At 71.4% G+C, this 24,337-nt stretch carries 19 protein-coding genes; 3 read left to right on the top strand and 16 right to left on the bottom strand.

The window, feature by feature from the left end:
• Positions 1-6: 6 nt before the first annotated feature.
• The 5 genes from ACIBVN_RS13060 to ACIBVN_RS13040 all read right to left on the bottom strand — a co-directional run bounded on the left by ACIBVN_RS13060 (position 7) and on the right by ACIBVN_RS13040 (position 5,742).
• Positions 7-237: a hypothetical protein gene (locus ACIBVN_RS13060; protein ID WP_397135766.1), complete on the bottom strand. Its 231-nt coding sequence runs from the start codon at positions 235-237 to the stop codon at positions 7-9.
• Positions 238-317: 80 nt separating this feature from the next.
• Complete coding sequence (locus ACIBVN_RS13055; protein ID WP_397135764.1) at positions 318-1,073, bottom strand: SDR family oxidoreductase; 756 nt, start codon at positions 1,071-1,073, stop codon at positions 318-320.
• A gap of 183 nt (positions 1,074-1,256) precedes the next feature.
• Positions 1,257-2,459, bottom strand: a complete 1,203-nt coding sequence (locus ACIBVN_RS13050; RefSeq protein WP_397135762.1) for a low temperature requirement protein A — start codon at positions 2,457-2,459, stop codon at positions 1,257-1,259.
• Between the two features lie 211 nt (positions 2,460-2,670).
• Positions 2,671-3,234, bottom strand: coding sequence for a DUF4232 domain-containing protein (locus tag ACIBVN_RS13045; RefSeq protein ID WP_397135760.1), 564 nt, complete (start codon positions 3,232-3,234; stop codon positions 2,671-2,673).
• 39 nt (positions 3,235-3,273) lie between these two features.
• On the bottom strand, positions 3,274-5,742 hold the full coding sequence (locus ACIBVN_RS13040; protein WP_397135758.1) for a BTAD domain-containing putative transcriptional regulator: 2,469 nt from the start codon (positions 5,740-5,742) through the stop codon (positions 3,274-3,276).
• A 233-nt stretch (positions 5,743-5,975) separates the two neighbouring features.
• Here ACIBVN_RS13040 and ACIBVN_RS13035 point away from each other — a divergent pair, with 233 nt between their 5' ends.
• Positions 5,976-6,752 carry a BTAD domain-containing putative transcriptional regulator gene (locus ACIBVN_RS13035; RefSeq protein WP_397135756.1) on the top strand — a complete coding sequence of 259 codons (777 nt, stop codon included), beginning with the start codon at positions 5,976-5,978 and terminating at the stop codon, positions 6,750-6,752.
• Between the two features lie 15 nt (positions 6,753-6,767).
• On the opposite strand, the gene ACIBVN_RS13030 is transcribed toward ACIBVN_RS13035, so the two are convergent.
• The 6 genes from ACIBVN_RS13030 to ACIBVN_RS13005 form a co-directional block, all read right to left on the bottom strand.
• Positions 6,768-9,518 (bottom strand): ATP-binding protein, encoded by a 2,751-nt coding sequence (locus ACIBVN_RS13030; protein ID WP_397135754.1) that lies wholly within the window; start codon positions 9,516-9,518, stop codon positions 6,768-6,770.
• Positions 9,519-9,659: 141 nt separating this feature from the next.
• Positions 9,660-10,043: a hypothetical protein gene (locus ACIBVN_RS13025; protein ID WP_397135752.1), complete on the bottom strand. Its 384-nt coding sequence runs from the start codon at positions 10,041-10,043 to the stop codon at positions 9,660-9,662.
• Positions 10,040-11,350: a hypothetical protein gene (locus tag ACIBVN_RS13020; RefSeq protein ID WP_397135750.1), complete on the bottom strand. Its 1,311-nt coding sequence runs from the start codon at positions 11,348-11,350 to the stop codon at positions 10,040-10,042. Before ACIBVN_RS13020 ends, ACIBVN_RS13025 begins: the two co-directional genes overlap by 4 nt.
• Positions 11,347-12,435, bottom strand: a complete 1,089-nt coding sequence (locus tag ACIBVN_RS13015; protein ID WP_397135748.1) for a hypothetical protein — start codon at positions 12,433-12,435, stop codon at positions 11,347-11,349. Before ACIBVN_RS13015 ends, ACIBVN_RS13020 begins: the two co-directional genes overlap by 4 nt.
• Before the next feature lie 116 nt (positions 12,436-12,551).
• Entirely contained in the window at positions 12,552-13,199 is a 648-nt protein-coding gene (locus ACIBVN_RS13010) for a response regulator (RefSeq protein ID WP_397135746.1), read from the bottom strand.
• On the bottom strand, positions 13,190-14,887 hold the full coding sequence (locus tag ACIBVN_RS13005) for a sensor histidine kinase (protein WP_397135744.1): 1,698 nt from the start codon (positions 14,885-14,887) through the stop codon (positions 13,190-13,192). Before ACIBVN_RS13005 ends, ACIBVN_RS13010 begins: the two co-directional genes overlap by 10 nt.
• Positions 14,888-15,004: 117 nt before the next feature.
• Here ACIBVN_RS13005 and ACIBVN_RS13000 point away from each other — a divergent pair, with 117 nt between their 5' ends.
• Positions 15,005-15,952, top strand: a complete 948-nt coding sequence (locus tag ACIBVN_RS13000) for a hypothetical protein (RefSeq protein WP_397135742.1) — start codon at positions 15,005-15,007, stop codon at positions 15,950-15,952.
• Positions 15,953-15,972: 20 nt separating this feature from the next.
• On the opposite strand, the gene ACIBVN_RS12995 is transcribed toward ACIBVN_RS13000, so the two are convergent.
• The 5 genes from ACIBVN_RS12995 to ACIBVN_RS12975 form a co-directional block, all read right to left on the bottom strand.
• On the bottom strand, positions 15,973-18,519 hold the full coding sequence (locus ACIBVN_RS12995; protein WP_397135740.1) for a polysaccharide lyase family 8 super-sandwich domain-containing protein: 2,547 nt from the start codon (positions 18,517-18,519) through the stop codon (positions 15,973-15,975).
• 70 nt (positions 18,520-18,589) lie between these two features.
• Complete coding sequence (locus ACIBVN_RS12990) at positions 18,590-19,150, bottom strand: GNAT family N-acetyltransferase (RefSeq protein ID WP_397135738.1); 561 nt, start codon at positions 19,148-19,150, stop codon at positions 18,590-18,592.
• Between the two features lie 56 nt (positions 19,151-19,206).
• Positions 19,207-21,156, bottom strand: a complete 1,950-nt coding sequence (locus ACIBVN_RS12985) for an ArnT family glycosyltransferase (RefSeq protein WP_397135736.1) — start codon at positions 21,154-21,156, stop codon at positions 19,207-19,209.
• The gene (locus tag ACIBVN_RS12980) at positions 21,153-22,331 is read right to left on the bottom strand and encodes a glycosyltransferase (protein WP_397135734.1); all 1,179 of its coding nucleotides are present in this window, start codon (positions 22,329-22,331) and stop codon (positions 21,153-21,155) included. The genes ACIBVN_RS12985 and ACIBVN_RS12980 overlap by 4 nt, the downstream gene beginning before the upstream one ends.
• A gap of 71 nt (positions 22,332-22,402) precedes the next feature.
• The gene (locus ACIBVN_RS12975; RefSeq protein WP_397135733.1) at positions 22,403-23,356 is read right to left on the bottom strand and encodes a Gfo/Idh/MocA family protein; all 954 of its coding nucleotides are present in this window, start codon (positions 23,354-23,356) and stop codon (positions 22,403-22,405) included.
• Positions 23,357-23,438: 82 nt separating this feature from the next.
• Here ACIBVN_RS12975 and ACIBVN_RS12970 point away from each other — a divergent pair, with 82 nt between their 5' ends.
• Entirely contained in the window at positions 23,439-24,326 is an 888-nt protein-coding gene (locus ACIBVN_RS12970; protein ID WP_397135732.1) for a LysR family transcriptional regulator, read from the top strand.
• Positions 24,327-24,337: the final 11 nt, after the last annotated feature.

The raw sequence follows: 24,337 nt of genomic DNA, 5'->3' as shown, positions 1-24,337 counted from the left end.
CGCGTCTCACGCGGCATGATCGCCCGGCCCTGAGTCCTCCTCCAGCACCTCGACCGCGTCGATCAGGCCCCGCAGGCCGATCTCCTCCCGCTCGACGTCCGTCGGGTCGAACAGCCAGTCGGTGACCGGCAGGTCGAGCTCCTCCTGCGGCCGGCTCGCCTCGGCCGCGGTCAGTTCGATCTCGACCTCGGCCTTGAGCTCGTACAGGAAGTCGTCCTCGCCGTTCGGGGAGCTCATCTTTCCTCCATGCGGGGCTTGAGTGGATGTGCGGCGGGCCGTCGATCGCGGCTCGTCCGGGCGCCTTCGATGAGGACGTGTTACTTCGCGGCGGCGTCCCGGTCGAGCCAGTCGCGGTAGCGGATCTGGCCGAGGGTGGCGCCGTCGTCCGGCACCAGCGACCGCTCGAGCAGCTCGCCTCCGAAGTACAGCGCGTGCGGGTCGGTGACCACCTCGCGCGGGTCGCCCCAGGCGGCCAGCGCGTCGCGGAAGAACTCGTCCATCCTGACCTGCTCGGGCCCGCCCACCTCGACCATGCCGTTCAACGGGGTCCCCACCGCGACCCTGCCGACCGCCTGCGCGACATCGTCGCCCGCCATGGGCTGGAAGAGCACGGGCGGCATCCGCACCGTGTTGCCCTCCGTGGCATTGTCGGCGATGCCCCGGACGAACTCGAAGAACTGGGTGGCGTGCACGATCGAGAACGGGATCGACGACTTCTCGATCAGCTGCTCCTGAGCGACCTTCGCCCGGAAGTAGGCGTTCCCGGGCGGCCGCTCCGTACCCACGATCGACAGCGCGACGTGGTGGCCGACGCCGGCCGCGGCCTCCGCGGCGAGCAGGTTGCGGGTGGAGGTCTCGAAGAACTCCCGTACGGCGGTCTCCTCCCAGGACGGCGAGTTCGACACGTCGACAACCACCTGCGCGCCCGCCAGCACCTCGGCCAGCCCTTCGCCGGTGATGGTGTTCACGCCGGTGTTCGGGGCCGCCGCCACCGCCTCGTGACCGTGCTCACCCAGCTTCGCCACCAGCTTCGACCCGATCAGGCCGGTCCCGCCGATTACCACGATCTTCATGGCGCACCCTTTCTGTCTGCCGGGGCACCCATGTGCCAACCGATCGCCAGCTAAGACAGGGCAGCCTCCGGGCTTGTGACAGCTGCCGCGAAATTCTTTCCGGACTGCGGTCGAAGTCGTCGTCGGCCGCCCTGGTGATTGATCGCCGCGCTGAAGGCCGCCGAGGGCGGGCGGCGGTCTCCTTCACGACTCGCCGGAGCCGGCCGGTTGCAGGCCCTGACGACGCGCTCCGGCCGCTGCGGTCGTGATCGTGACGGCGACCAGCAGGACGCAGAGGGCCGTGATCGCCGCGACCACGGCGGCCACGCCGATCACGGGCGTCGCGAGTGGCAGCAACAGGACGAGGGTGACACAGCCCAGGACCGCGGGGGGATAGATGACGTTCTCCGCGACGACAAGCGCGTGCACCGCCCACAGCAGGGCGAGATACACACCGACCGGGATGGCGACCGCGTAACCGAGTGCCAACGACGACGCCTCCACCTCGTTCCCGCTCTGCTCCACCGCCACTTCGAGCCCGGCGCCGAGGGCCGCCAGGGCCGCGAAGATGCCGTAGTGGCCGTATCCCCACAGGTACGACCGATGACGGCGGTCACTGAGACCTTCCCCCGCTTGGATGAGGAAGTAGAGCCACCAAAGAGCGAACAGCAGGACGAGGCCGCAGCCGGCGATGACGACGAAGGGCACCCTGATCTGGCCCGCCTCGAGCGCTCCTTCCACTCCCCTGCTCGCGGCCAGGACGCTCTCACCGAGCAGAATGATCGTGAACAGGCCGTAGCGCTCGGCGATGTGGTGCGGGTGCCAGTTGGTGGGCCTGGCGCGTTCCGCCCACCGTGGCACCGCGAGCTCCAGGACATCCAGGCAGACGAAGAGCAGCAGTCCGGCGAATGCCGGCAGGATGCCTGTTTCCGCGAGCAGGTAGCGAAGCACCCAGGCCACCGTCACGAGGCTGATGCCGGTGGCGTAGCGCAGCGCGGTGCGGCGGCGGGCCGGGTCTTCGAGACCGGCTCGCAGCCATTGGGCGACGAGGCCGATCCTCATGATGACGTACCCGAGGTGGACGATCCCGTAGTCGCCGTGCCCGGCAGCGGCGGGCACACCGGCGGCGAGGACCAGCACGCCGGCCATCTGCACCATGGTCAGCAGCCGGTAGGCGACATCGTCGGTGTCGTAGGACGAGGCGAACCACGTGAAGTTCATCCACGCCCACCAGATCGCGAAGAACACCTGAAGGAACGAGACCAGTCCGGTGAAGCCATGGCCGTCGGCGATACTGTGCGCGAGCTGAGCGGTGGCGCTGGCTACCGCGACCACGAAGGTGAGGTCGAACAGCAGCTCGAGCGGGCTCGAAACGCGGTGCGGCTCGTCGATGGCACGAGCGCTCATCCGGACCCGGATCCGGACGGTGGTACCGGGTGGTGGCAAGGTCCGTGGCAAGGTCTCGCTCCTGTCGCTCCGCAAACGTCGGGTTCGCCGGAAAGACAGGGCAGCACGGCGATCTGTGACAACGCAGCACCGCGGTACCTGTCACAGCCGGCAACGCCGCGTTGTCTTAGCTGGTCAGCGAACTGCGGCGGATGTCGGCGCGCCTGTGCCGTCAGGCCGCTCCCGGGGCGAACGGCCTGACGTCGATCCGGCCGTTGTCACAGACTGTCGCCCTGAACGGGATCTCCAGGTGGGCCGCCGCCTCGTCCGGAGGAATGATCATCAGTCGTGCCGGCGCCGGGCATCGTTTCTCGGCTCCGGTCTCCACCATCCCCCAGTGCAGCCGGGCGTGAGCGGAGGCGTTCGGCTTCAGCACGACCCGGCGAGGCCGGAGGTTCTCCCTGCGCACCCGGGTACGCAGCGCGTCGCCGTTGCCGTCGATCATGATCAGCCCGGGGAAGCCGTACACCCAGCAGGTCTGGGCGGAGGTGTTGGTCAGCACCAGCGGCGCGTACACGTTGCCCGCCCCCGGGTCCTGCCGCCCGAGGCGCGCCGTGAGGGCGTCGGTACGGCAGCGCTCGGCCGCCGCCGCTTCTCCGCGGAAACCTGCGGAGATCGCGGAACCCGTGGCCGCCGACCGCGCGGCGGCGGCGTCGGATGTGAAGAGGCCGGACGCGGTCGATGTCAGCAGTACGCCCGCCACCATCGCCGATCCGGCACGCTTGAATCGCTTCATGCATCGTTGGATGCGCCGTATGCCCGTTTTGTTGGATCTTCATTCTCGGCGGAACAGGTTCAGGCACGGCTCCGCCCGCAGCTCCTCGTCCAGCTGGTGGTCTCGCCACTCCTGCGGCGGGTCGGCCAGCCAGTCGTGGCCGAAGATCGTGTACGGATGGTCCGCGTGGCCGCGTTCCAGCTCGTACTGGCCCAGATACTCCATCAACGGCCGCCACCACTGCCCGTCCGCGACGACCAGGTACGAGGCCGCCAACCCCGGTTCGTGCAGCCAGCCGCGCATCATCCGCGCCTGGAACACGTCCGTGATAGGAGACGGCGTGGACTCGGAGTGCGGGCAGATCAGGTGCCGGGCGATCGCGATGTGCGCGTCGGGGGGCAGCGCCGTCCGCCGGCTCACGTCGTGCCAGATGTCCCCCACGACGGGGTCGGCCTCCAGTTCTTCCCGTTCCGGTGTCCGCAGGGTCAGCCAGCTCATGAAAGCACGCACACGGTTGCTCTCGCGGCACCGGAGCAGGGAGAACGCCCCTGGCTGACGGCCCAGCCAGAACCGGACGGACGCGGCCGTGAGCTCGCCGTGGGTCTCGCGCGCCATGGTGACGAGTTCGTCGTGGTCGGCGGGGGTCACCCCAGATACCCGCACATCCGCCTCGCCCGCCCTCGAGACGTACCGGCTCACGACCCCGCCGCGCCGGCGCAGATGGCTGATCGTCCGCATGACCGCCACGCAGGCGTACGGGTCGCGGGCGTCGCGCAGGAGCTCGTCCATGACGTAACGGCGAATCCGCCGGTGCATCCGCTCGTAGCCGACGGGGTCCCGCCACCGCAGGTCGTGGTCGAGGGCTTCACGTAGCACGCCGTTGATCTCCAGGCCATGGCCGGCCGTCTCGACGAAGGGCCGGGTCCTGAGCCAGTCGAACAGCTCCGCCGCCCGGTCGCCCGCCACCACCGCCCTGAGGAGGTCTTCGGTGGTGTGGCGGGCGTGCGCGCACACCTGCAGCGCCCACCGGTGCATGTCCGTCGGCACGCGGCCGGCCAGGAGCGCGAGCACGTTGTCGACCACGTACCTGACGGCGGCACGCCGCGACGGTTGTCCCGTGGCCGACATGCTCCTGCCGACCTCGGCGGCGAGCGACAGGGCGAAGGGGTGGCCGGCGGCGAAGTCCACGATGGAGCTCCGGAGGCCGGGATCGACGCCGCGGGCCTCGACCAGCGCGGTGGACTCCGTGACGGTGAGGGCTTCGAGGTGGCGGATCACGATCGTGCCGGACCAGGCCGGATCGGTGAGCCAGGCGGCACTCGGACCGGTCCGGCCCGCCACCACGATGATCGCGTCGCCGGGCAGCTGCCGGAGGTATTCGTCGCGCAACCACGGTTCGAGGTCGCCCAGTTCCTCGAAGGAGTCGATGAGCAGCACCGGGCCGGAAACGCTGGAGAGCTCCTCCGCGAATCGTCCGAGGCGTTCGCGCGCTCCTTCGGTCGCTGAGCCGTGGAGGTGCCAGACCTGCCGGCCCTCGGCAACGGCGTCGTCGGCGAACTTTCGCAGCAGCGTCGACTTGCCGATGCCGGCGGGTCCGCGGACGAAGAGCAGATCAAGGCCTTCACCGCTCTTCTTCAGCAGGTCCTGGAAGGCGGCACGGTCCGCGGCCCTCCCGACGAACTGCCGATCGAGCGGCCGCTCCGGCTTCGTACCTGCTACCGGCTCGGGCGAAGCCGCCGGCGCCGCTGGAAAGCGCGCGGCGGGGGCGAGCTCGTCGCCGGGGTCTGCGTCGGCCCGGAGGATCCTGTCGTGGATCGCCCGCAGCCGCGGCCCCGGACTGATGCCGAGCTCCTTGCCCAGCAGGTCGTAGACCATCCGGTAGACCTCGAGCGCCTCTGCCCGCCTGCCGCTGCGGTACAGGGCGAGGAGGTAGATCTCGTACAACGGCTCTTCGAGCCGGTTGAGCTGGATGAGCAGCGGGACCTCGGCCACCACCTCGGCGTGCTCCCCCCGCTCGAGGCGGAGTTGCAGCAGTTCCTGGGTGGCGATCAGCCTCAGGCGTTCCAGCCGGAACCGCTCCCGTTCGGCGGCCTCGCCCGGGACCCCGGCCAGCGCCGTGCCTGTCCAGAGGCCGAGCGCCTGCTCCAGGAGCTTCGCGGCCACCGAGACGTCCCCGCTCGCGCGCTCCAGCCGCGCGGTTTCGAGCAGCTCGGCGAACTCGGTGGCGTCCACCGCGAACAGCGCAGGGTCGAGCATGTAGCCCCTGGACTGGGAGCTGATCGCCGAGCCCAGTCCGTGCTGGGACAGCAGCCGCCGGATGCGGGAGATGTAGGTCCTGATGACGGCTTCGCCGGTGGCCGGCGCCTGCTCGCCCCACAGGCCGTCGATCAGCTCACCGACCCGTACGAAGCGGCCGCTGTTGGCCAGCAGCAGCATCAGGACGGCTTGTTGCTGGGGCGAGCCGAGATCCAGGCGCGTGTCACCGCAATCGAGGCCGGGCGGCCCGAGAACGGTGAACCTGCAGGACACGCGAAGAATGTAGATTCGCCCGGACCGCCCTCGCGAGCGTCACATGACGCTGTACGTGTACGTCATTCCCGGCCGGCACGGCCGGTGTTACGGGAAACGTACAGTTCGCCGACAAGGTCGGGGATGCGGCAAAAGTCCCGACGCAGCGTCAGTAAGGTCGGTCAGAGACGCCCGGGCACGGCTTCGGGGCATGGGCGGCGGATGGCGCTATCGCAAGAGGGTGGGGGAACCCGATGGGCGGTGTGAGCTTCGGGCTGCTGGGTCCGATCAGGGTCTGGAGCGGCGGGGACGAGCTGGAAGTGGGGTCCCCGCAGCAGCGGGGAGTGCTCGCCCTGCTGCTCCTGAGCGAGGGGCGTCAGGTCACGCTCGACGAGATCGTGAGCGCGTTGTGGGATCGAGAGGCGCCGCGCAGCGCCGTCGTGAGCACCCGCGGCTACGTCTCCCGCCTGCGCCGAGTGCTGGCCGACGGCGGTGCGGCCGGGCTGGGCACCGAAGCGGAGATCAGGTCGGCGGGCCGCGGCTACCAGCTGGTCGTCGACCCTGGTGCGCTCGACGTGACGGTGTTCCGCCAGACCACCGCCGCCGCCCGGCAGGCCCGCGAGCAAGGGGAGATCGCGGAGGCCTCCCGGCTGCTGCGTGGCGCGCTGGCGCTGTGGCGGGGGCGGGCGCTCGACGGGTTGAGCGGAGCCTACTTCGAGGGCCGCCGCGCCTGGCTCGAACAGCTGCGCGCGTCGGCCATGGAGGAGCGCTGGGCGCTCGACATCGAGCAGGGCGACTGTGGCGAGGCGATCGCCGAACTGACGCTCGCGACGGCGGCGGAGCCTTATCGCGAGCGGTTGTGGGAACTGCTCATGTGGGCCTTCGACCGCGACGGCCGCCGCGGGGAGGCTCTGTCGGCCTACCGCCGGATCGCCCGGTTGCTGGACGACGATCTGGGCCTGGAGCCCGGCCCCGGCCTGCGGAGGATGTACGCCCGGATCAGGACGGCGGCCGACGCCTCACTCGTCTGAGTCACTCCCCGGCCTTCACTCCAGAGCCTTGAGCATCCGCGCGAGCTCGGCCCGGGAGCTCACCCCCAGCTTGGGGAAGATCCGGTGCAGGTGGGTGCCGACGGTCCGGTGCGAAAGGTACAGCCGTTGTCCGATCTCCCGGTTCGTCAGCCCCTCGGCGGCCAGCTGCGCGATGTTCAGCTCGTGCGGGGTGAGCTTGTCCCGCGCGTCCGGGTCCCGGTTCGGGCTCGACTCCCCCGCGCCGCGCAGCTCCCGTCGTGCGCGCTCGCCCCATGCGGCCATGCCGAGCGCGTCGAAGGTCTCCCTGGCCGTACGCAGGTGCGTCCGGGACTCCGCGGCGCGGCGCTGCCGCCGCAACCACTCGCCGAACGCCAGATGGAGGCGTCCGCGTTCGGCCGGCCACCCGGTCAGGTCAGCCCGCAGCGCGGCCGTGAACAGCTTTTCCGCCTCCTCGTTCGGGGCGAGCACGGCACGCGCGTAGCGCAACCCGATGTGCAGCGCCGGTGACGGCGTCGACGCGGCCAGCGGCTCCAGCTCATGCAGGATGTCCCGCATGGAGTCGCTCCGCCCGGCACGTACGGCGGCCTCGGTGAGCTCCGCGAGGCAGTAAGCGCGGATGGCCAGCTGGTAGGCGGGGTCCGCGGGATCGAGAATCCTGCTCAGGGCGGCGAACGCGTCGTCGTAGCGCCCCTCGCTCAAGGCCGCGAGCCCGCGCGTGAGCTGGACGGTGACCAGGACGGGCCGGGCGCCGGCGGGGAGCGCCACCCGTTCGGCCTCGTCGGCGAGCGTTCTGGCCTGCCCGTGGTCGCCTCTCAGCGCGGCGATCTCGGCCTGGACGGCCGTGGCCAGCCCGTACATGAACGGCTGGCCGGTCTCCTGGGCGAACATGGCGGCCTCCGCCGCGGCCGGCGCGGCCGCGGCCAGGTCACCGAGCCGGGCCTGACTCCATGACTGAACGGCCAGCGCCCGGGGCAGCAGGCCGAGCCGGCCCTGGGCGCGCAGGCCGGGCGCGGCCGCCGCGGCGAAGCGGGCGGCCAGGTCGAACGCCCCCACCTGCAGCGACGCGCTGCCCAGGTAGCGATCGACCTCCGGCTCCGCACCGGCCACAGCGGCCAGCTCGCGCAGCCTGTCGAACACGGTGTCGCCCCGCTCGAACGGCGCGGCGTACGCGGCGACCGCGACCATGCGCGGATCGCCGGCGGGAACGGGCAGCCGGTCGGCCACGTCCATCAGCGAACGGCGGGCGGCCGGGCCCGGCTCGGACCAGAAGCAGCGCATGGCGGCACCCCACAGGATCCGGACAGCCGGCTCGACGTGCCCGTCGGCGGCGACCGAAGCGGCCAGCCCGGCCAGCTCCGGCACGCGGGAGAGGTCCTCGCGCACACCGTCCTCGAAGCCGCTGAGCAACTGGGCGGCGGTGGCACGCCGGCGCGGCGAGAGTCCGAGGCCCTGTGCCTCGCGGACCAGACGCTCGGCCGTGTCGCGGCTGCCGGCCTCGACGGCGAGCTCGGCCGCTCTCAGCAACCTGAGCGCCTTCCGGCCCTGCCCCTCGCTCAGCCGGGCCGCCTGCTCCAACGCCGCGAGCGCGGCGGCGACCCCGCCTCGGTGCCGGGCCCGGTCGGCGGTGCGGTCCAGCTCGGCCGCCACTCCCTCGTCGGCTCCTGACGTCGCGGCGGCCCGGTGCCACGCCCGCCGGTCCGGCTGGTCGTGCAGCGTCTCGGCGAGCGCCAGGTGAGCCTGCCGGCGCTCGGCGGGCGCGGAAGCCGCCGGGATGGCCGAACGCATCAGGGGATGGCGGAACCTCACCGTGCCGATGCCGAGCTCGATCAACCGGGCCTCGACGGCCGGTGCGAGGATCTCCAGCTCGGCCGCCGAACCCAGGATGAGGCCCGTGGCCGCGAGCGTTTCGGAGATCGAATCGCTCTGGTTGAGCGCCGCGACCAGCAGCGCGGTGCGGGCCGGCGCCGGCAGAGCGGCGACCCGGGCGGTGAACGCGCGCTCAAGCCGCTCGCTCAGCGACAGCACCGGACCCAGCCCGCCGAGGCGATCGCTCAATGGCGGCACGGGGCCAGGCCCGCCGTGGTCACCCACGGCCGCCGGCAGCTCGGTCAGCGCCAGTGGGTTCCCGGCGGCCTCCTCCAGCAACCACGCCCGCACCGCCGAGGGGATGCGGGGGGCGATCGAGTCCAGAAGCTCGGCGGCGACCTCGTCGGAGAGGCGGTCGACGGGCATCGGGGACAGCCCGGCGTCCTGCACGTGCGAGCGCTCGCCCTCACGGAGCGTCGCGACCATGACGATCGGCTCGGACTCGATCCGGCGCGCCACGAAGGCGAGGACGTCCGCGCTGGCGCGGTCGAGCCAGTGCACGTCCTCGGCGACGACCAGCAACGGCCGGGCGGCGGCCGTTTCGGCCAGCAGGGTGAGCGTGGCCAGGCCGACGAGGTAGGCGCTGGGTTCGGCCCCGCCGGCGAGGCCCAGCGCGCAGCGCAGGGCGTCACGCTGCGGGGCCGGCAGCGCGTCCACGCCTGCCAGGACCGGGTACAGCAGCTGGTGCAACCCGGCGCAGGCGAGGTTCCGCTCGGCCTCCACGCCGGTCATCGTCAGCACGCGCAGGCCCGCCGCCGACGCCGCAGAGACGGCCTCCGCGACGAGCGCGGACTTCCCGATGCCGGCCTCTCCCCGGATGAGAACGCCGCTGCGCTCTCCGGGGTGGTCGATGAGCTCGGCCAGGGCCCTCAGCTCGGCCTCCCGCCCGAAAAGCGGCATGGTTCGGCACTCCTGACCTCGGTGTCCCCGGCTGTCTCCCCCAGCCGTGGGCGAGTCCTGCGGCGACCCTACCGAAAGTGTCGGAGTGGGCGGTTCCGTCCGGCGTATACGGGATGTATATCGAGGCTCGTGTGCTGGTTGTCAGCCGGTGATGAGGGTGTTGAGCATGAGGGTCTCCTCGCCGGACGGGCCGGCCAGGCGGATGGACAGCTCCCATACGCCGGTCATGAAGAACAGCTCGCCCTCGGCGACGAAGTGGCCGGGGGCGGTCTTCCTCGCGGTGACCTCGGGGATCGCGTGGCCCATGGTGGTCATCGCGGCGGCGATGGTGACCGTGTCGGCCTCGCCTCTGTCCAGCCGTACGTCGATCGTGTTCCGCTCGGCGGTGACGGTGACGGCGTAGCGGGTTCCCGTCGTGGTCACCGGGTCCACGCCCGAGGTGCGGGCGACCACGAACGCGGCCACCACGACCGCCACGAGCCCGGCGAGCACCAGCAGGCGCCTCATGCTCTTGATCCGCGTCATCGGGGTACCTCCACGGTGAAGGGCACGGTGGTGATGCCGCGGTCGGTGGCGTACTGCGCCCAGGCGAAGTAGCGGCCCGGCGCGGGGAAGCTGAACGTGAAGCGCAACCGGCTGCCGGGTGTTCCCATCTCGTGGACGTGGCCGAGGAACTCGCCGTGCTCGGCGCGCACGATGAGGTGGCCCGCCATCCCGAGCCACGGCCGCGGCGTCCCGCTCGTGGCCACCTCGACGGTGGCCGGCCGCCCCGCCTGCGGCACGGCGGGCGTCACCGTGACCGGCCCGGCGGCGGCGTCCTTGGTCGCCGGCTCGGCCGAGGCGGTGGGCTCCGCCGGGTCGGACGAGGCCGTGGACTTCGCCGGGTCGGACGAGGCCGTGGGCTCCGCCGGGCCGGTGACCGTGAAAGCGCCGGTGAGGAGCTGGCCGCCGGAGTCGGTGCGTTCGAGCTCGACATGGGTGAGATAGCGACCGGGGCGGTCGGCGCGCAGCCGTACCTCCAGGCGGCCGGGCGCGGTGCGCAGCGGATGGACGTGGCGGAAGTAGCGGCCGTCCTCGCTGGTGACCACCACGTGAGCCATGGCCTCGTGGTGGACGGTGAGGTCGTCGACCGGTCGCCCGGTGGCCCCGTCGAACAGTTCCACCCGCGCCACGAACTCCTCGCCCGCAGCCGGGCGGGCGGGGACGGTGGTGACCGCCCCCTGCACATACGGCCGGCCGATCGCCGAGTCCGTGGGACGGGGCTCGGCGCCGTCGGGCGACCGGGCGGGCAGCCAGGGTTCGAGGATCACGATCAATGCGGCCACCGCGACCCCCGTGGCGGCGACCGCGGTCACCACGAACGCCGACCGGCCGCGCCGGTTGAACGCCCCGGTGAGCAGGCCGCCCACCAGGAGCAGGCCGGCCACGAACAGGCCACCGTAGATCAGGAACTCCCACCCGGACCCGCGGTCCACCAGGACCCGGAACGGGATCACCGCGCTCTCGCCCCCGGAGCCGACGGTCAGCTCGTGCGGCCCGGTCTCCTCCACCCGCAGCTGGGCGGGGCGACCCGGCGCCGCCGTGCCCTGCACGACCCGCCCGTCGGTCACCGACCGGAGCCGCAGGTCCAGCGCCGGGGCGGACGGGAACCCGAGCACCTCGACGCGCAGCGGTCCCGGCACCCGGGTCGTGGCCTTGATCACAAGGGTCAGCTCGGCGCCCGCGATCGTCTGCGCGATCCGCAGGTCCGCCCCCGCCTTGACGTCGTGCGCCGCCGCGGGCGACGCCAGCGCCACCACCAGCAGGCCGACCAGGCAGAGAAGCCGGATCATGCCCGCCGGGCGCCGGACTCGTCTGCCTGCGCGGGCACCGCGTTCGGGAGGAACAGGGCGCCGAGGGCGAGACCGATGAGACCGGCCACGACCGGGGCGCCGGTCCACAGTTCGGGCACGACGGGCAGCTGCCCGGCGACCACGGAGGCGACCGCGATGTACAAAGACCAGGTGGCGAACGCCGACAGGCCGGCGAAGGCCCAGTAGGCGGCCCGGCGCTCCCGCGAGGGACGCAGCCACCGGATCAGCAGGTCGCTCACCAGCCCGGCGGCCACGAACGCCAGCAGGATCGGCAGGTTGCGGAAGGCCGTCTGCGCGCCCGGCATGAGGACGCCCACCACGGACAGCACGGTCACGCTCCCGAACGGCAGACGCCACCGCCGCAGGAGGAACAGCACCGGAGCGAGCAGCACCACGTTCGTGATGATCATCGATGCGGCCAGGCGGTCGGTGCCTTGGCCATCCAGGTCGGAGAAGGCCCGGACCACGCCGTCCGCGCTCCACTGCATGGCGTCGCCGTACGACAGGAACAGCGACACCAGCGTGGCGCCGAAGCCGAGCCCCACCAGCGCGGGCAGCAGCCGCGACAGGCGGGGCCGGTCCCCGATGTCCGGGGCGTTCCAGGCCGAGCGGAGCGGGGTCGTGATGATGAGCATCATCGTCACGATCAGCCCCAGGTGGGAGGGGCTGAACAGGATGTCGATGGTCTGCTCGATGCCCAGCAACTCGTGCCACATCATGTCGACGAACCCGAACGCGGCGAACCCCGGGATGGCGAGCAACCCCGCGAGGTACCCGTTCGGCACCGCGGCCAGCCCGCTCCGCCCGGCGCGCACGTTGCGGTAGACCTGCCAGATGATCCACCCCGACACCGCCGCGAAACCCGAGTAGAACGCCGCGTGCCAGGGCGTGAAGAACGTCTCCAGCTCGGCCAGGTTGCTGTGCGCCCAGGCGTCGATCATCAGCCCGACACCGAACCAGACGCCGAGCAACGCCATGACCAGGTCTGTCCGGGGGCTCACCCACGTGCGCGCCTCCCCGGAGTCCGCGAGCAACCGCCGCACCCCAGCATCCACCGCCGCCATCGGCACGCTCCTTCCCGTCGGTCCGATCCTTCGCGACGGCCGCCGGAAGCGGAACCCGGCTGGCACCCCCTGAAAGGTGCGGTTACCCGCACCCCCTCACGCCTTCAGGTACGCCGTCACGCGTTCAGGTACCGCAGCACCGCGAGCACCCGCCGGTGGTCGTGCGGGCTCGCCTCCAGGCCCAGCTTGGCGAAGATGCTCGTGCAGTGCTTCTCCACGGTGCGCTCGGCGATGGACAGCCGCTCGGCGATCGCCATGTTCGTGCGCCCCTCGGCCATCAGCCGCAGCACCGCGCGCTCTCGCTCGGTGAGCAGGCGCAGCGGATCACCGGGCTGCCGGTGGCGGCCGACGAGCTGCTCGACGACGACCGGGTCCAGCGCGGACCCGCCCGACCCCACCCGGCGGATGGCCGCGGCGAACTCCGCCAGGTCCGACACCCGGTCCTTCAGCAGGTAGCCCACGCCCTCGGTGCGGCCGCCGAGCAGCTCGACCGCGTAGCTGACCCGGACGTACTGCGACAACACCAGCACCCCCACCTGCGGATGCCGTTCCCGCAGCTCAACCGCGGCGCGCAGCCCCTCGTCGGTGTGCGTGGGCGGCAGCCGGATGTCGAGCATGGCCACATCGGGCGGGTCCTTGGCCACGTGGGCGAGCAGGTCCTCGGCGTGGTCGACGGACGCCGCCACCTCGAACCCGGACTCGGCCAGCAGCCGGGCCAGGCCCTCGCGGAACAACGTGGAGTCCTCGCAGATCGCTACGCGCACGGCAGGACCACCTTCAGCACGGTTCCCTTCCCCGGTGGGCTGTCGATCATGAGTTTGCCGCCGTTGGCCTCGGCGCGGTCGGCGAGCCCGGCGAGCCCCGAGCCGCGCGCGAGATCGGCCCCGCCCACGCCGTCGTCGCCCACCTCGACCACGAGGCGGCCACCCTCGCGGGCGAGCCGTACCCACGCCTTCGACGCGGAGGCATGCTTGGTCACGTTGGCCAGGGCCTCGTTGACGATGTAGTAGGCCGCGCTCTCCACGGACTGCGGCAGCGGCTCGTCGAGTGCCAGGTTGCAGGTGACGGCCATGGGGGCGACCACGGCCAGCTCCTTGACCGCGCCCGACAGGCCACGCTCGGTCAGCACCGGCGGGTGGATGCCGTGGCCGACCGCGCGCAGGTCGTCCAGCGCGGCCAGCACCGCCGTCTTGGCCTCGCCGATCAGCGGTACGGTCCGCGCGGGATCGCTGCCGGCCTCGGCCAGCCCGAGCGTCATCGCCACCGACAGCAGCCGCTGCTGCACGCCGTCGTGCAGGTCGCGTTCGATCTTGCGGCGCTCGGCCTCGCCCCACTGCAACATCCGCCGCCGCGAGGCCGCGAGCTGCCGCAGCCGGGCCCGCAGGTCCGCCGTGAGCCGCTCGTTCTCCAGGGCGAGCGCCGCGGCGGCGCACGCGGCCTCGACGAGCAGCGGCTGCTCGAGGAGTGCGGCGTCATGCACGAGTACGGCGAGCGGCGCCTCGCCCTGGTCGACACGGGTGACGACCCTGCCAGGCCCCGGGTCCAGGTCGACCGGGCGGCCGTCGGCGTCCACGTATCGGTCCTGGTTCGCCGTCCAGTAGCCCACGGCCAGCCCTGGGTCCCGCAAGGTGGCGGCCAGCTCGTCGCGCAGCGTGTCCGGCTGCTCGCGCCTGCTCAGGCGTACCACGAGGTCGGCCACGCGGCCGTGGTCCATCCGGCTCCGCATGAGTCCGGCCAGGTACGCCAGCGGAACCGCCACGAAAGCTCCCAGCATGACGAGCGTGAGCAGGACCTCCAGCGGGTTCGGGCCGAAGAGGCCGGCCATGCGGTTCCCGGCGAAGGTGAGCGTGGCGACCACCGAGGCGCCGGTGACCGGCGCGACCGCACGGCGCGCCGCCACGCTCGCCTGGCGCCAGCGTTTGACCGTGATGGCGAGCACCACGCCGCAGATGAGGACGGTCACCTGCCAGGAGGATTCGTCGAGGGCGACGGCGAAGTGCAGGAGCGGCGCGGGCAGGCGAAGGTGTGTGCCGGCCTGGGCCGAGGTCAGTACGAAGGCCGCGACGTACGCCAGGCCGGTCACCACCCGGTAGGAAACCAGGCGCAGCCTGCCGGTGGGGAAGGCGAGGAAAAGGTGGCAGGCGACCCCCGCCCACATGCCGCACAACGCCACCGCCCACAGCGGGTTTCCAGGCAGGAACAGCAGCTGCTGGGGGATCCAGGCGACTCCGAGCGCCACCATGAGCGGGCCGACCCGGTTACGCGGGTGCTCCCGCCACGCCACGATCCCGGCCGTGAGGAAGGAGACGCCGACCAGCGCGCCGAGCATCCAGATCGAGCCGTGCCGCCAGATGGGACCCTGACCGGTCCCGAGAACGTCGACGACCAGCAGCCAAATCCCTGCCGCCGCGACGGCGAGTAAAACGGTGGTGCCCCTGGAACGCGTCGCCATCGCCCACCCCCGATGGGGATTGTACGGGCGAACCGCCCGAAAGCGACCACGGCAGGAGGAGGGGCGTTTAGCTTTCGTCAATGATCTGTCGGCGCACTGGTCCTACCTTGGTGCGCCATGTCCACACACGAGATCCCGATAGATCCTGCCTATATACCCGGGCACCCCGAGAGCGACGCCCGGACTTCCGAAAGCGCCACTTCCTCGGAAGAAGAGAGCGATGGCGGCGTTCTCGGACTGCTCGAGCGCATCGGGTCCGTCATCGTCCCGATCGGCGTGGCGCTCTACGCGGTGCTCTACCTCGGCGTCGAGGAGATGTACGGCGTCTTCGGCATCAGCCCGCAACAGGCGGGCATAGACCAGTCCGTCCTTTTCGGCCGGCTCATGGGCACCCTGGTCCTGATGCTGCTGATCGGCATTCCGACGCTCGGCCTCATCATCGGATTCTGCTGGATGGCCGACAAGCTGACCCGCGGCGCGCTCAGCAGGCTGATCCAGGCCGTCCGGCGGCGGCCCTGGATCTCCGCCCTGATCGCCGCACTGTGGTCCGGCGCGACCTACTGGGGACTGTTCAACCTTTTCGGCAACCTCGACCTCGCCATCATGGTCGTCGTCGCCGTGGGGCTGGGCATCCTGACGTTCCTGGTCCCGTTCCGGCTGCTGCGCCGCAAACCGGTCGGCCGCGCCGGGATGAAGATCCTGGTCGGCGGCCTCACCGGCGTCGGCCTGGGCTTCCTGCTGATCCTGGCGATGATCAAGGGCGCGGTCGACGTCCAGCTGACCGGGCAGGCCAACGAGCTGCTCGGTTATGTCGGCTTCCAGGACCAGTGGGCGATCGTCAAGAACGCCGAGGATGACAAACCTCTCTACGACGGCCGCTGGATGATGCTGCTCGGCGAGAGCGACGGCACCTACGTCTTCTACGACTGCGACAAGGAAGAGACCTTCCGCCGGCCCATGGAGACCACCAACCTCAGCGGCATCCAGCTCGACCCGGAACGCGAGAAGGGCTTCACCTGCGGCAGCCTCGCCCAAGACGGGACCTCCTCGACCGGGAAGGGCTGAGCCACCCCGAGCCGGCCGGTTCAGCGCAGGGTGGCGGTGAAGGTGCGGCCGTGGGCGTGGCGGGTCGTCGCCTGGACCAGGGTGCCGCCCGGCACGCGCCGTACCGTCACCCCCTCGTCGGCCGCGCCGAGGCGGAGAGACGTGCCGAGCAGCACGACGGAGACGCGGTCGCGTTTCATCGTGGGGTCGGACAGGGCGACGACCGTGCGCTCGCCGTGCTGGACGATGACCGAGGCGGGGCCGTCAATGAGCAGGCGTTCGGCGTGGCGCGGGCCGTCGCTGAAGACGTTGGCGGCGACGATCCCGAGGGTCTTGTGCTTGATCGCCTGTACGTGCCGGTCGTTGGCCAGGACGGTCAGCGGGCCGTCCGCGTAGCCGCGCAGACGGGTCTCGGTCGCGTTCGGGACCAGGGCGTAGGCGAGGGCGGGGACGTCGCCGGCGGCGGGGTGGGCGATCGATGCGGTGAAGACGTTCTTGGTCACGCTGGTGTCGGGGTTGGACGTGCGCACGACCCTGCGGCTGCGGGTCACCGTCTCCAGCCCGGCCGCGACGGGTTGCCGGGTGAGGAAGACGTAGCCGATCGCGGTACGGCGGGTGTCGTTGGCGTAGCGCAGCCAGCGCGGCGGCCTGGTGTCGCCCGCCTGCCAGGCCCCGCCGCTCCAGCCCTCGCCGGTGAGCGCGACCGTGTCGCCGGGGGCGGCGATGCGGCTGTCCACGGTGGTCACCGCGTCGCGGCCGCCCTGTCCGGAGACGCCCGCGGCCAGCACCACGATCTCGTCGTCGAGCATGAACCAGGACTTGGTCGAGCGGGCGTTCTGGTATGCGACGAAGTCGTCGGGCAGGATGCCCGCCTGCTTGGCGGTGTAGGCGGCGTCGTCGGACTGGACCATGCCGGCCGCGCCGTACGCGCCGAGCGTCGCGCCGCCGGAGAAGGAGTTCCCGGCGCGGGGGAAGTACACGTAGGTGTTCTGGGACTGCGAGGAGGAGGTGAAGTTGAGCGGGTGTCCCGGGTTCTCGTACCAGAGGCGGCCGTACAGCTCGGGCACCGTCCGCCGCGCCGCCACCGGCGCGGTGATCCCGGCCAGCCGGTACGGCGAGACGGCGGTGTAGTAGTCGACGCCGAAGACCTCGCGCTGGTCCTCGCCCGCGAGGTAGAGGTAGTACGCGCCGTCGCCCTGGAACCAGGGCATGAGGTTCTCGCCGCTCATGTACTCGTACTTGCTGATCCGGTCGGAGCTGCGCGCCAGGGCGAAGGCGTAGCCGGGGCGCCGGTGGACGGTCCTGTCCATGGCGTTGAACGCGACGCAGCGCGCGGGCGGGTTCAGGTCGGCCGCAGGGACGGCGGAGTCGGCGCGGATGGCCGCGTAGCGGGCGATGCTGACCGGGGAGACGAAGGCGGCCGTGTCAGCGGCGGGCAGGAACTTGACGTACTTCTTCAGGGCGAGAGCCTCGGCGCCCGCGACGTGGCCGGCCAGGTCGGTGATGGCCTCCACGACCACGCCGACGTCGGCGTAGCCGGTGGTGGTGCGCGAGACCGCCCGCCCCTTGACGATCTCCATCATCCACCCCTCGAAGATCAGCGGGGCGAAGCCGTCGGCGACCCAGCGGTACACCACGCCGGCCAGGTCCTCGGAGGTGCCGCCGCTCGTCGCGCCCTCGAGCGTCTTGAGGGTCTGTACGACTCGGGTGAGCAGGCCCTTCCCGTACGAGCCCGTGTAGGCGACCGAGTGGTGCTGGATGAAGGAGCCGTCGCGGTAGTAGCCGTCGGTGTTCCCGTGCTGGAGGTTGTAGGGGTCGATCGTGGCGAAAACGGTGGCCTGGTCGGAGATGGCCTTGCCGACGCGGGCGTCGTCGCCGGCGAGCGCGCCCTGCAGGATCCGGTTGGCGGTGATGTCGGCCAGGTTCGCCCCGGTGTGGAAGCGCGAGTCGAGGTCGACGTCGCCGTCCTTGCCGTTGCGCAGGAAGGCGTCCATCGAGGCGATGTACGCCGCCGTCAGGTCGGGTCGTTCCGCCCGCACCCGTTCGGCCAGCAGGGCCAGCGTCCTGCTCGCGTGGGTGGGGATGCCGATCTCCCAGTTGTGCCAGTTGCCGTAGTAGCCCGTGGCCTGGTCACCGTAGTAGCGCTCGTGCAGCCACACCAGACCGTCCACGACCCGCCGTTGGGCGGCGGCGTCACCGTCGAGCTCGCCGCCCGGCGTGCGGGTCGCGAGCGCGATCTCGTACAGGTACTGGAAGGCCAGTCGCAGGTTGACGTCGTCGGTGCCGAGCTTGAGACCCGAGAACAGCTCGCCGGCGCCCGCCTTGTCCATGGCGGCCAGCCGCTGCCTGGCGGTCCCGGCGATCGCCGCGAGCTTGCCGGCGACCTCGGGCCGGGCGTTGACGTCCGGGGTCCCCGCCAACACCGCCACGGTGTTGGCGACCAGCCGCGCGTGATCGACCCCCGCCGCGGCACGCGAGGGGGAGGCTGCGGCGAGCAGACCGGCGGCGGGGAGCAGAGAGAGAACCTGGCGACGAGACAGCTGCGGCACGGCGGGCTCCAGGCCGTTGGGGGGATATGCCGCGCTCACCTTACATGATCTGTTTTGGCCGGCCTAGGAAGTGCGACGGCGGCCGGTCCGCGGCGTCGCTTGAGCGCTCTCAGGACGCCTGCTTGCCCGACCGCCACTCCGGCGCGAGCACCGACCAGATCTCCATGTCGTGCCGCTTGCCCCGGTACGGGTAGCTCTCCCGAAGCACGCCCTCTTTCGTCATCCCGAGCCGCCGGGCCACCGCGATGCTGGCCTCGTTCGCCGCCGCGACCTGCCACTCCACGCGGTGGATGCCCCGTTCCTCGACAGCCCAATCGATGATCACACGCGCGGCCCTCGTCACCAGGCCCTTGCCCACCGCCGCGGGCTCCAGCCAGCAGCCCGCTTCAGCGATGCCGAGCGCCACGTCCATCGTCCGGAAGAGCACTCCGCCGACCAGCGTGCCGTCCGTCCAGATGCCGTAGATCCGCCCGGTGTCGGCCGCGGCCTTGTCCGCGTACGACTGGAGGTACGACCGGCTCGACTCCACGTCCTTGACCACGTCCGGCAGCGCGATGTACTGGCCGATGAACTCCCGGCCCCGCTCCATGTGGGCCAGGAACTCCTCGGCCCGCCACGGCTCCAGCGGGCGCAACTCGGCGCCGTCTTCGCCCAGGGATGTTACGTACATCTCCCCACCCAACGCTCGAAACCATGCCATATCGCCAGGAGATCCTCTCACCCTGTTCAGCCGAGTCTGTAGAGGGCCTGGCCGCTGCTGTCAGTGCCGCCGTAGGCCGAGGCGTCCACCAGGGTGCCGTTGGCCTTCACCCACTCCGTCACCGAGGAGTCGGTGCCTCGCGGGCCGTTTCCGCTGGTGATCAGGAGGTACTTCAGCTGGCCGCTGGAGACGTACTCCTTCAGCTTGGCGACGGTCATGGCCGGGTCGCTGCCGGTGAAGCCGCCCATGGAGATGACCGCCTTGCCGCTGGAGAGGATGATCGAGGACGCGCTCTGCGCGCTGTTGACGGCCACGAGCCAGGTGGCGTCGCCCTGGTTGGCCTCCAGGTACTCGATCAGTTGGGTGCTCACCTGGCCGCCGTCGGGACCTCCGGGCCGGGCGGTCCGGCCGCTTTCCGACTGGCCAGTGGGAGGGGCCTGGCGGGCGCCGCCGAAGCCGCCGCTGCCGGCCGGGCCCGCGGTCGGGTTGGTGCCCTGGACGGCGGAGCTGAGCGGGGTCAGCGCGTACGCCGTGGGCCCGGCCAGGCTGCCGGACAGCCCGGCGACCAGGGCCACGGCGGCCAGCCGCCGAACTCCGAAGGCCGCCACGAGAAGGCCCACGACTCCCACCGCGGTCGCGCCGGCGACCACCCAGGGCAGCCACGGCACGAAGTCGCCGGTACGGCTGAGCACCACGAACGACCAGCCACCGGTGACGGCGACGCCGAGCGGCAGTGCCGGCCTCCAGACGGAGGAGCCCCGGTAGGCCCGCCACAGCAGCACCCCGCCGATCCCAGTGAGCGCGGCGATCGCCGGGGCCATGGCGGTGCTGTAGTAGGGGTGGAAGGTGCCCTCCGAGAAGCTGAACACCATGAAGTGGATGGCCAGCCAGCCGCCCCACAGCAGCAGGGAGGCCCGAACCGGCTCGGTCCGCGGCCGGCGGCCGATCAGCGCGATCCCCACGACCAGCGCGAGGGCCGCGAACGGGATCAGCCAGGAGATCTGGCCGGCCATCGTGTCGTTGAAGAGCCGCGTGGCCCCGGCCTCGCCGCCGAAGCTGGCGCCGCCGCCGTTCCCACTGGCGCCGAAGACGCGGCCCAGGCCGTTGTAGCCGATGACCAGGTCCCAGACGGTGTTGTCCTCGCTGCCGCCGATGTACGGCCGGCTGTCCGACGGCCACAGATCGACGATCACCATCCACCAGGCGCTGGCCGCGACGAGGGTCGCTCCGGCGGCGAGCAGGTGGCCGAGCCGCCGCAGCGGCCTGCCGGGTGCGGCGATCAGGTAGACGGCCGCGAAGGCGGGCACCACCAGGTACGCCTGGAGCATCTTGGTGTTGAACGCCAGGCCGACCAGCAGCGCCGTGACCAGCAGCGCGCGCATCCGCCCCGTGCGGACGGCCTCCAGGCAGAACCAGGCCGCCGCGACGAGCAGCAGGACCAGGATCGTGTCGGGGTTGTTGTCCCTGTTGATCGCCACGGTGATCGGCGTGAGCGCCAGCACGGTGGCCGCGACCAGCGCTCCCACGTGGGCGATCGGCCTGGTCCCGAGCGCCCGCCGTACCGCTGAATGGACCAGCCCCACGGCGGCGACCCCCGCGACCGCCTGGGGAAGCAGCATGCTCCACGTGCCGAACCCGAAGACGCGAGCCGACAGGCCCATCACCCACAGGGCCAGCGGCGGCTTGTCGACGGTGATGAACGAGCCGCTGTCCAGGGCGCCGAAGAAGAACGCCTTCCAGCTCTGGGTGCCGGAGTAGATGGCGGCGGCGTAGTAGGTGTTGGCGTAGCCGTTCTGGCCGAGCGCCCACGTGTAGAGGAAGGCGGCCAGGGCCAGCACCCCCCACATCGCGGGGCGGGCCCACCGCGGGTCCTGCGGCGGGCCGAGGAACAGCCGTCCCAGGGGTCCCCGCCGCGGGGCGCCGCGATGGCCGGCCACGGCGTGATCGACCGGACGTCCCAGCAGCTGCGCGGTCATCGGGCCCTCCGGGGGTTGAAGACCCACGCACGCAGCAGGACGAAGCGGACGAGGGTGGCGAACGCGTTGGCGAGGGTGACGGCGACCAACTGCGCCGCGTGCGAGGCCGTACCGGGAAGCAGGGCGAGGCTCGCGGTGGTCAGCCCGAGTCCGACGAAGAAGACGATCAGACCTTCCAGATGATTGCGTACGGCCCGCGTCCGGCCCGCCACCCCGAAGGTGAACCTGCGGTTGGCGGCCGTGTTCGCGACGGCGGTGACCAGCAGGGCGACCGCGTTGGCGGCCATCGACGGCATCAGCGCGCCGAGCATCGAGAACAGCAGCAGGTAGGCCAGCGTGCTGATGACGCCGATGACCGCGAACACGGGCAGCTGGCGGGCCATGCCCGCGGGCAGTTGCGCCCGCCCGGGGGTCGCGGCGCCCGACAGGGTCGTCCGTGCGACCCGCCACATCCCCTTGAGGTCGTCCGTGGCGGTCTTGACGATGTCGACCCGGCTGTCGGGATCGTCCACCCAGTCCACGGGTACCTCGTGGATCCGCAGCCCGTGGCTCTCGGCCAGCAGGAGCAGCTCGGTGTCGAAGAACCACTCCTGGTCCTCCACGACGGGCAGCAGCGCCTGCGCGACCTCGGTCCGCGCCGCCTTGAACCCGCACTGGGCGTCGGAGAACCGGGCGCCCATCACGGAGCGGAGCAGCAGGTTGTAGCCGCGCGAGATGAGCTCCCGCTTGGGCCCGCGGACCACGTTCGATCCCCTGGACAGCCGGGTGCCGATCGCCAGATCGCTGTGTCCGGACAGCAGCGGCGCCACCAGCGGCAGGAACGCGTCCAGATCGGTGGAGAGGTCGACGTCCATGTAGCTGACGACGTCGGCGTCGCTCTCGGACCAGACCTTCCGCAGCGCCCTGCCCCGGCCCTTCTGATCGAGGCGCACCGCCCGGACGTACGGCAGGTCCCGCTCCAGCTCGGTCGCGATCTGCCAGGTGTCGTCGGTGCTCGCGTTGTCCGCGATCGTGACGCGGAAACCGTAGGGGAAGGTGCGGACCAGGTAGGAGTGCAACCTGCGGACGCTCTCCGCCAGGACCCGCTGCTCGTTGTAGACGGGAACCACCACCTCGACCAGGCGGGTTCCCCGTGCCGCCGCGACCCGAGGCGCTGCAATCGTCATCGTGCTCATGGCAGGAACGATCGACGGCAGCCATGGGACGGGGCTGAGGCGACCATTAAGCCTTACTGAGAAGCCAGCCGTCAGGTCTGGCGGTGGAAATGCTCCACGAGTTGCTGGACTCGCAGGCCGGCGGCGAAGTCGGCCAGGGTGGTGTCCTCGCCCCGCATCGCACGGGCGAACTCGCCGAGCCTGGTGTGCTCGCTGCCGCGCGGCCCGTCGAGGTCCACCGGGGTCCATTCTCGGTGGTCGCCGCACCACAGGCGCGCCCAGTCGGTGATCCGGTACGACCGGTCGGTTCCGTACAGGGTCCACTCGTACGTCTCCGGCCCCGCGGCCACCTGGCCGGAGAGGGTGACGGGCACGTCGCCCGCCAGGAACAGGCCGTAGGCGGCGTCCTCCGCGGCCGCGCCGTAGGTGACGTGAGTGTGGACTGGTGACAGCGGCCCCAGCAACCGATCGGTCAGGAACAGGTAGTGCGAGGCGACCTCACGCAGGAAACCGCCCTGCGCCTGCCCTGCCACCCACCGGGCGTCCTCCTGGAAGGCCCGTGGCCACTGGGGGAAGGTGAACCGCATCTCGATCCGGCGTACCGTGCCGACCTGGCCGGTACGCAGCGCCTTGTCGATGGCCAGTGCGGCGCCGCGGTCGGACATGACGAAATTCAGGGCGTTCACCGTTCCCGTCGCCGCGGCCACGGTCACCATCTCCTGGCCCTCGGCCAGGTCGACGGCGAGCGGCTTCTCGGCGAAGACCGCCAGCCCTGCCTTCATGGCGCGTACGGCATAGCGCGCGTGCGTGGCGGGCGGTGAAGCGATGTAGACGGCGTCGAGCGCGTGCCGGCCGAGCAGTTCATCGGCATCCTGGACGCAGGCCAGTCCTGGGTGAGCCGCCCGGACCCGGTCGAGCACCCGCGCGCTGGGATCCGCGGCCACGACCACCTCGAACCGTGGGTGCCGCTGCGCGACATCGAGCATTTCAGTGCCCATCACACCCAGGCCGATGATCCCGAGGCGGATCTTGCTTGCCACTTCCATGCACAGATCCTCTGCTGTACTTATATTTCAGCACAAGCGATGATTTCTTAACTATTGTGAAGTGTGACTGTATGATTCGGTCGTGCTCGACGTTCACCGCCTGGCCGTGCTGCGTGCCGTTGTCGAGACCGGCTCGATCCAGGCGGCCGCCACCAACCTCGGCTACACGCCCTCCGCGATCAGCCAGCACGTCGCCGCGCTGCAGCGGGAGACCGGCACGCCGCTCGTGGAGCGCCACGGCCGTGGCATCCGCCCCACCGAGGCCGGCCGGCTCCTGGCGAGCCACGCCGGGCAGATCCAGACCCAGATCGCCCGCGCCGAGACCGCCCTCGCCGACCTGCGCGCCGGTAAGACCAGCCGGCTGACCGTCCGCTACTTCGCCACCGCCGGAGCCGTCCTGATCCCGCCCGTCATCGCGCAGTTCAACCGCCGGTTCCCGGAGGTCAGGGTGGAACTACGGCTTGGCAAGGGACTGGCCGGCGAGGCCGCCGACGCGGACATCATGGTGCTGGACGACACTGCTCGGGTGCCCACCGGACTGCGGGCCATCCACTTGCTCGATGACCCCTTCCTGGCGATCTTGCCGCCGGGGCACGCTCTTGCCGCCGCGGAGGTCATCGAGCTGGGCAGGCTGCGCGGCGAACCATGGATCGACAACGAGTGGCCCACCAGCATCTGCCGGCAGACCATGCTCGACGCTTGCGGCGCGGCCGGCTTCAACCCCAACTTCGTGGTGGAGGCCCACGACTACGCCACCGCGGTCGCCTTCGTCGCCACCGGACTGGGCGTGACGATGATTCCCCGGCTCGCGCTGAGCGCCTTGCCCGCCGGCTCGTTCACCGGCGTGCCGGTCACCCGGCCCACCCCGGTCCGCTCCATCTTCGTCGTCGTCAAGGAAACGACCGAGAGCCATCCACCGCTGTCGGCGTTCCTCGACCTGCTCCGCGAAGCCGCCGCCGCGCGTCGTTGACCCGCCTGCCC

Origin of the sequence: Nonomuraea sp. NPDC049400 (genome assembly GCF_044466425.1) — a bacterium.
Lineage (GTDB): Bacteria > Actinomycetota > Actinomycetes > Streptosporangiales > Streptosporangiaceae > Nonomuraea.
This window is presented reverse-complemented; position numbering and strand designations above follow the sequence as displayed.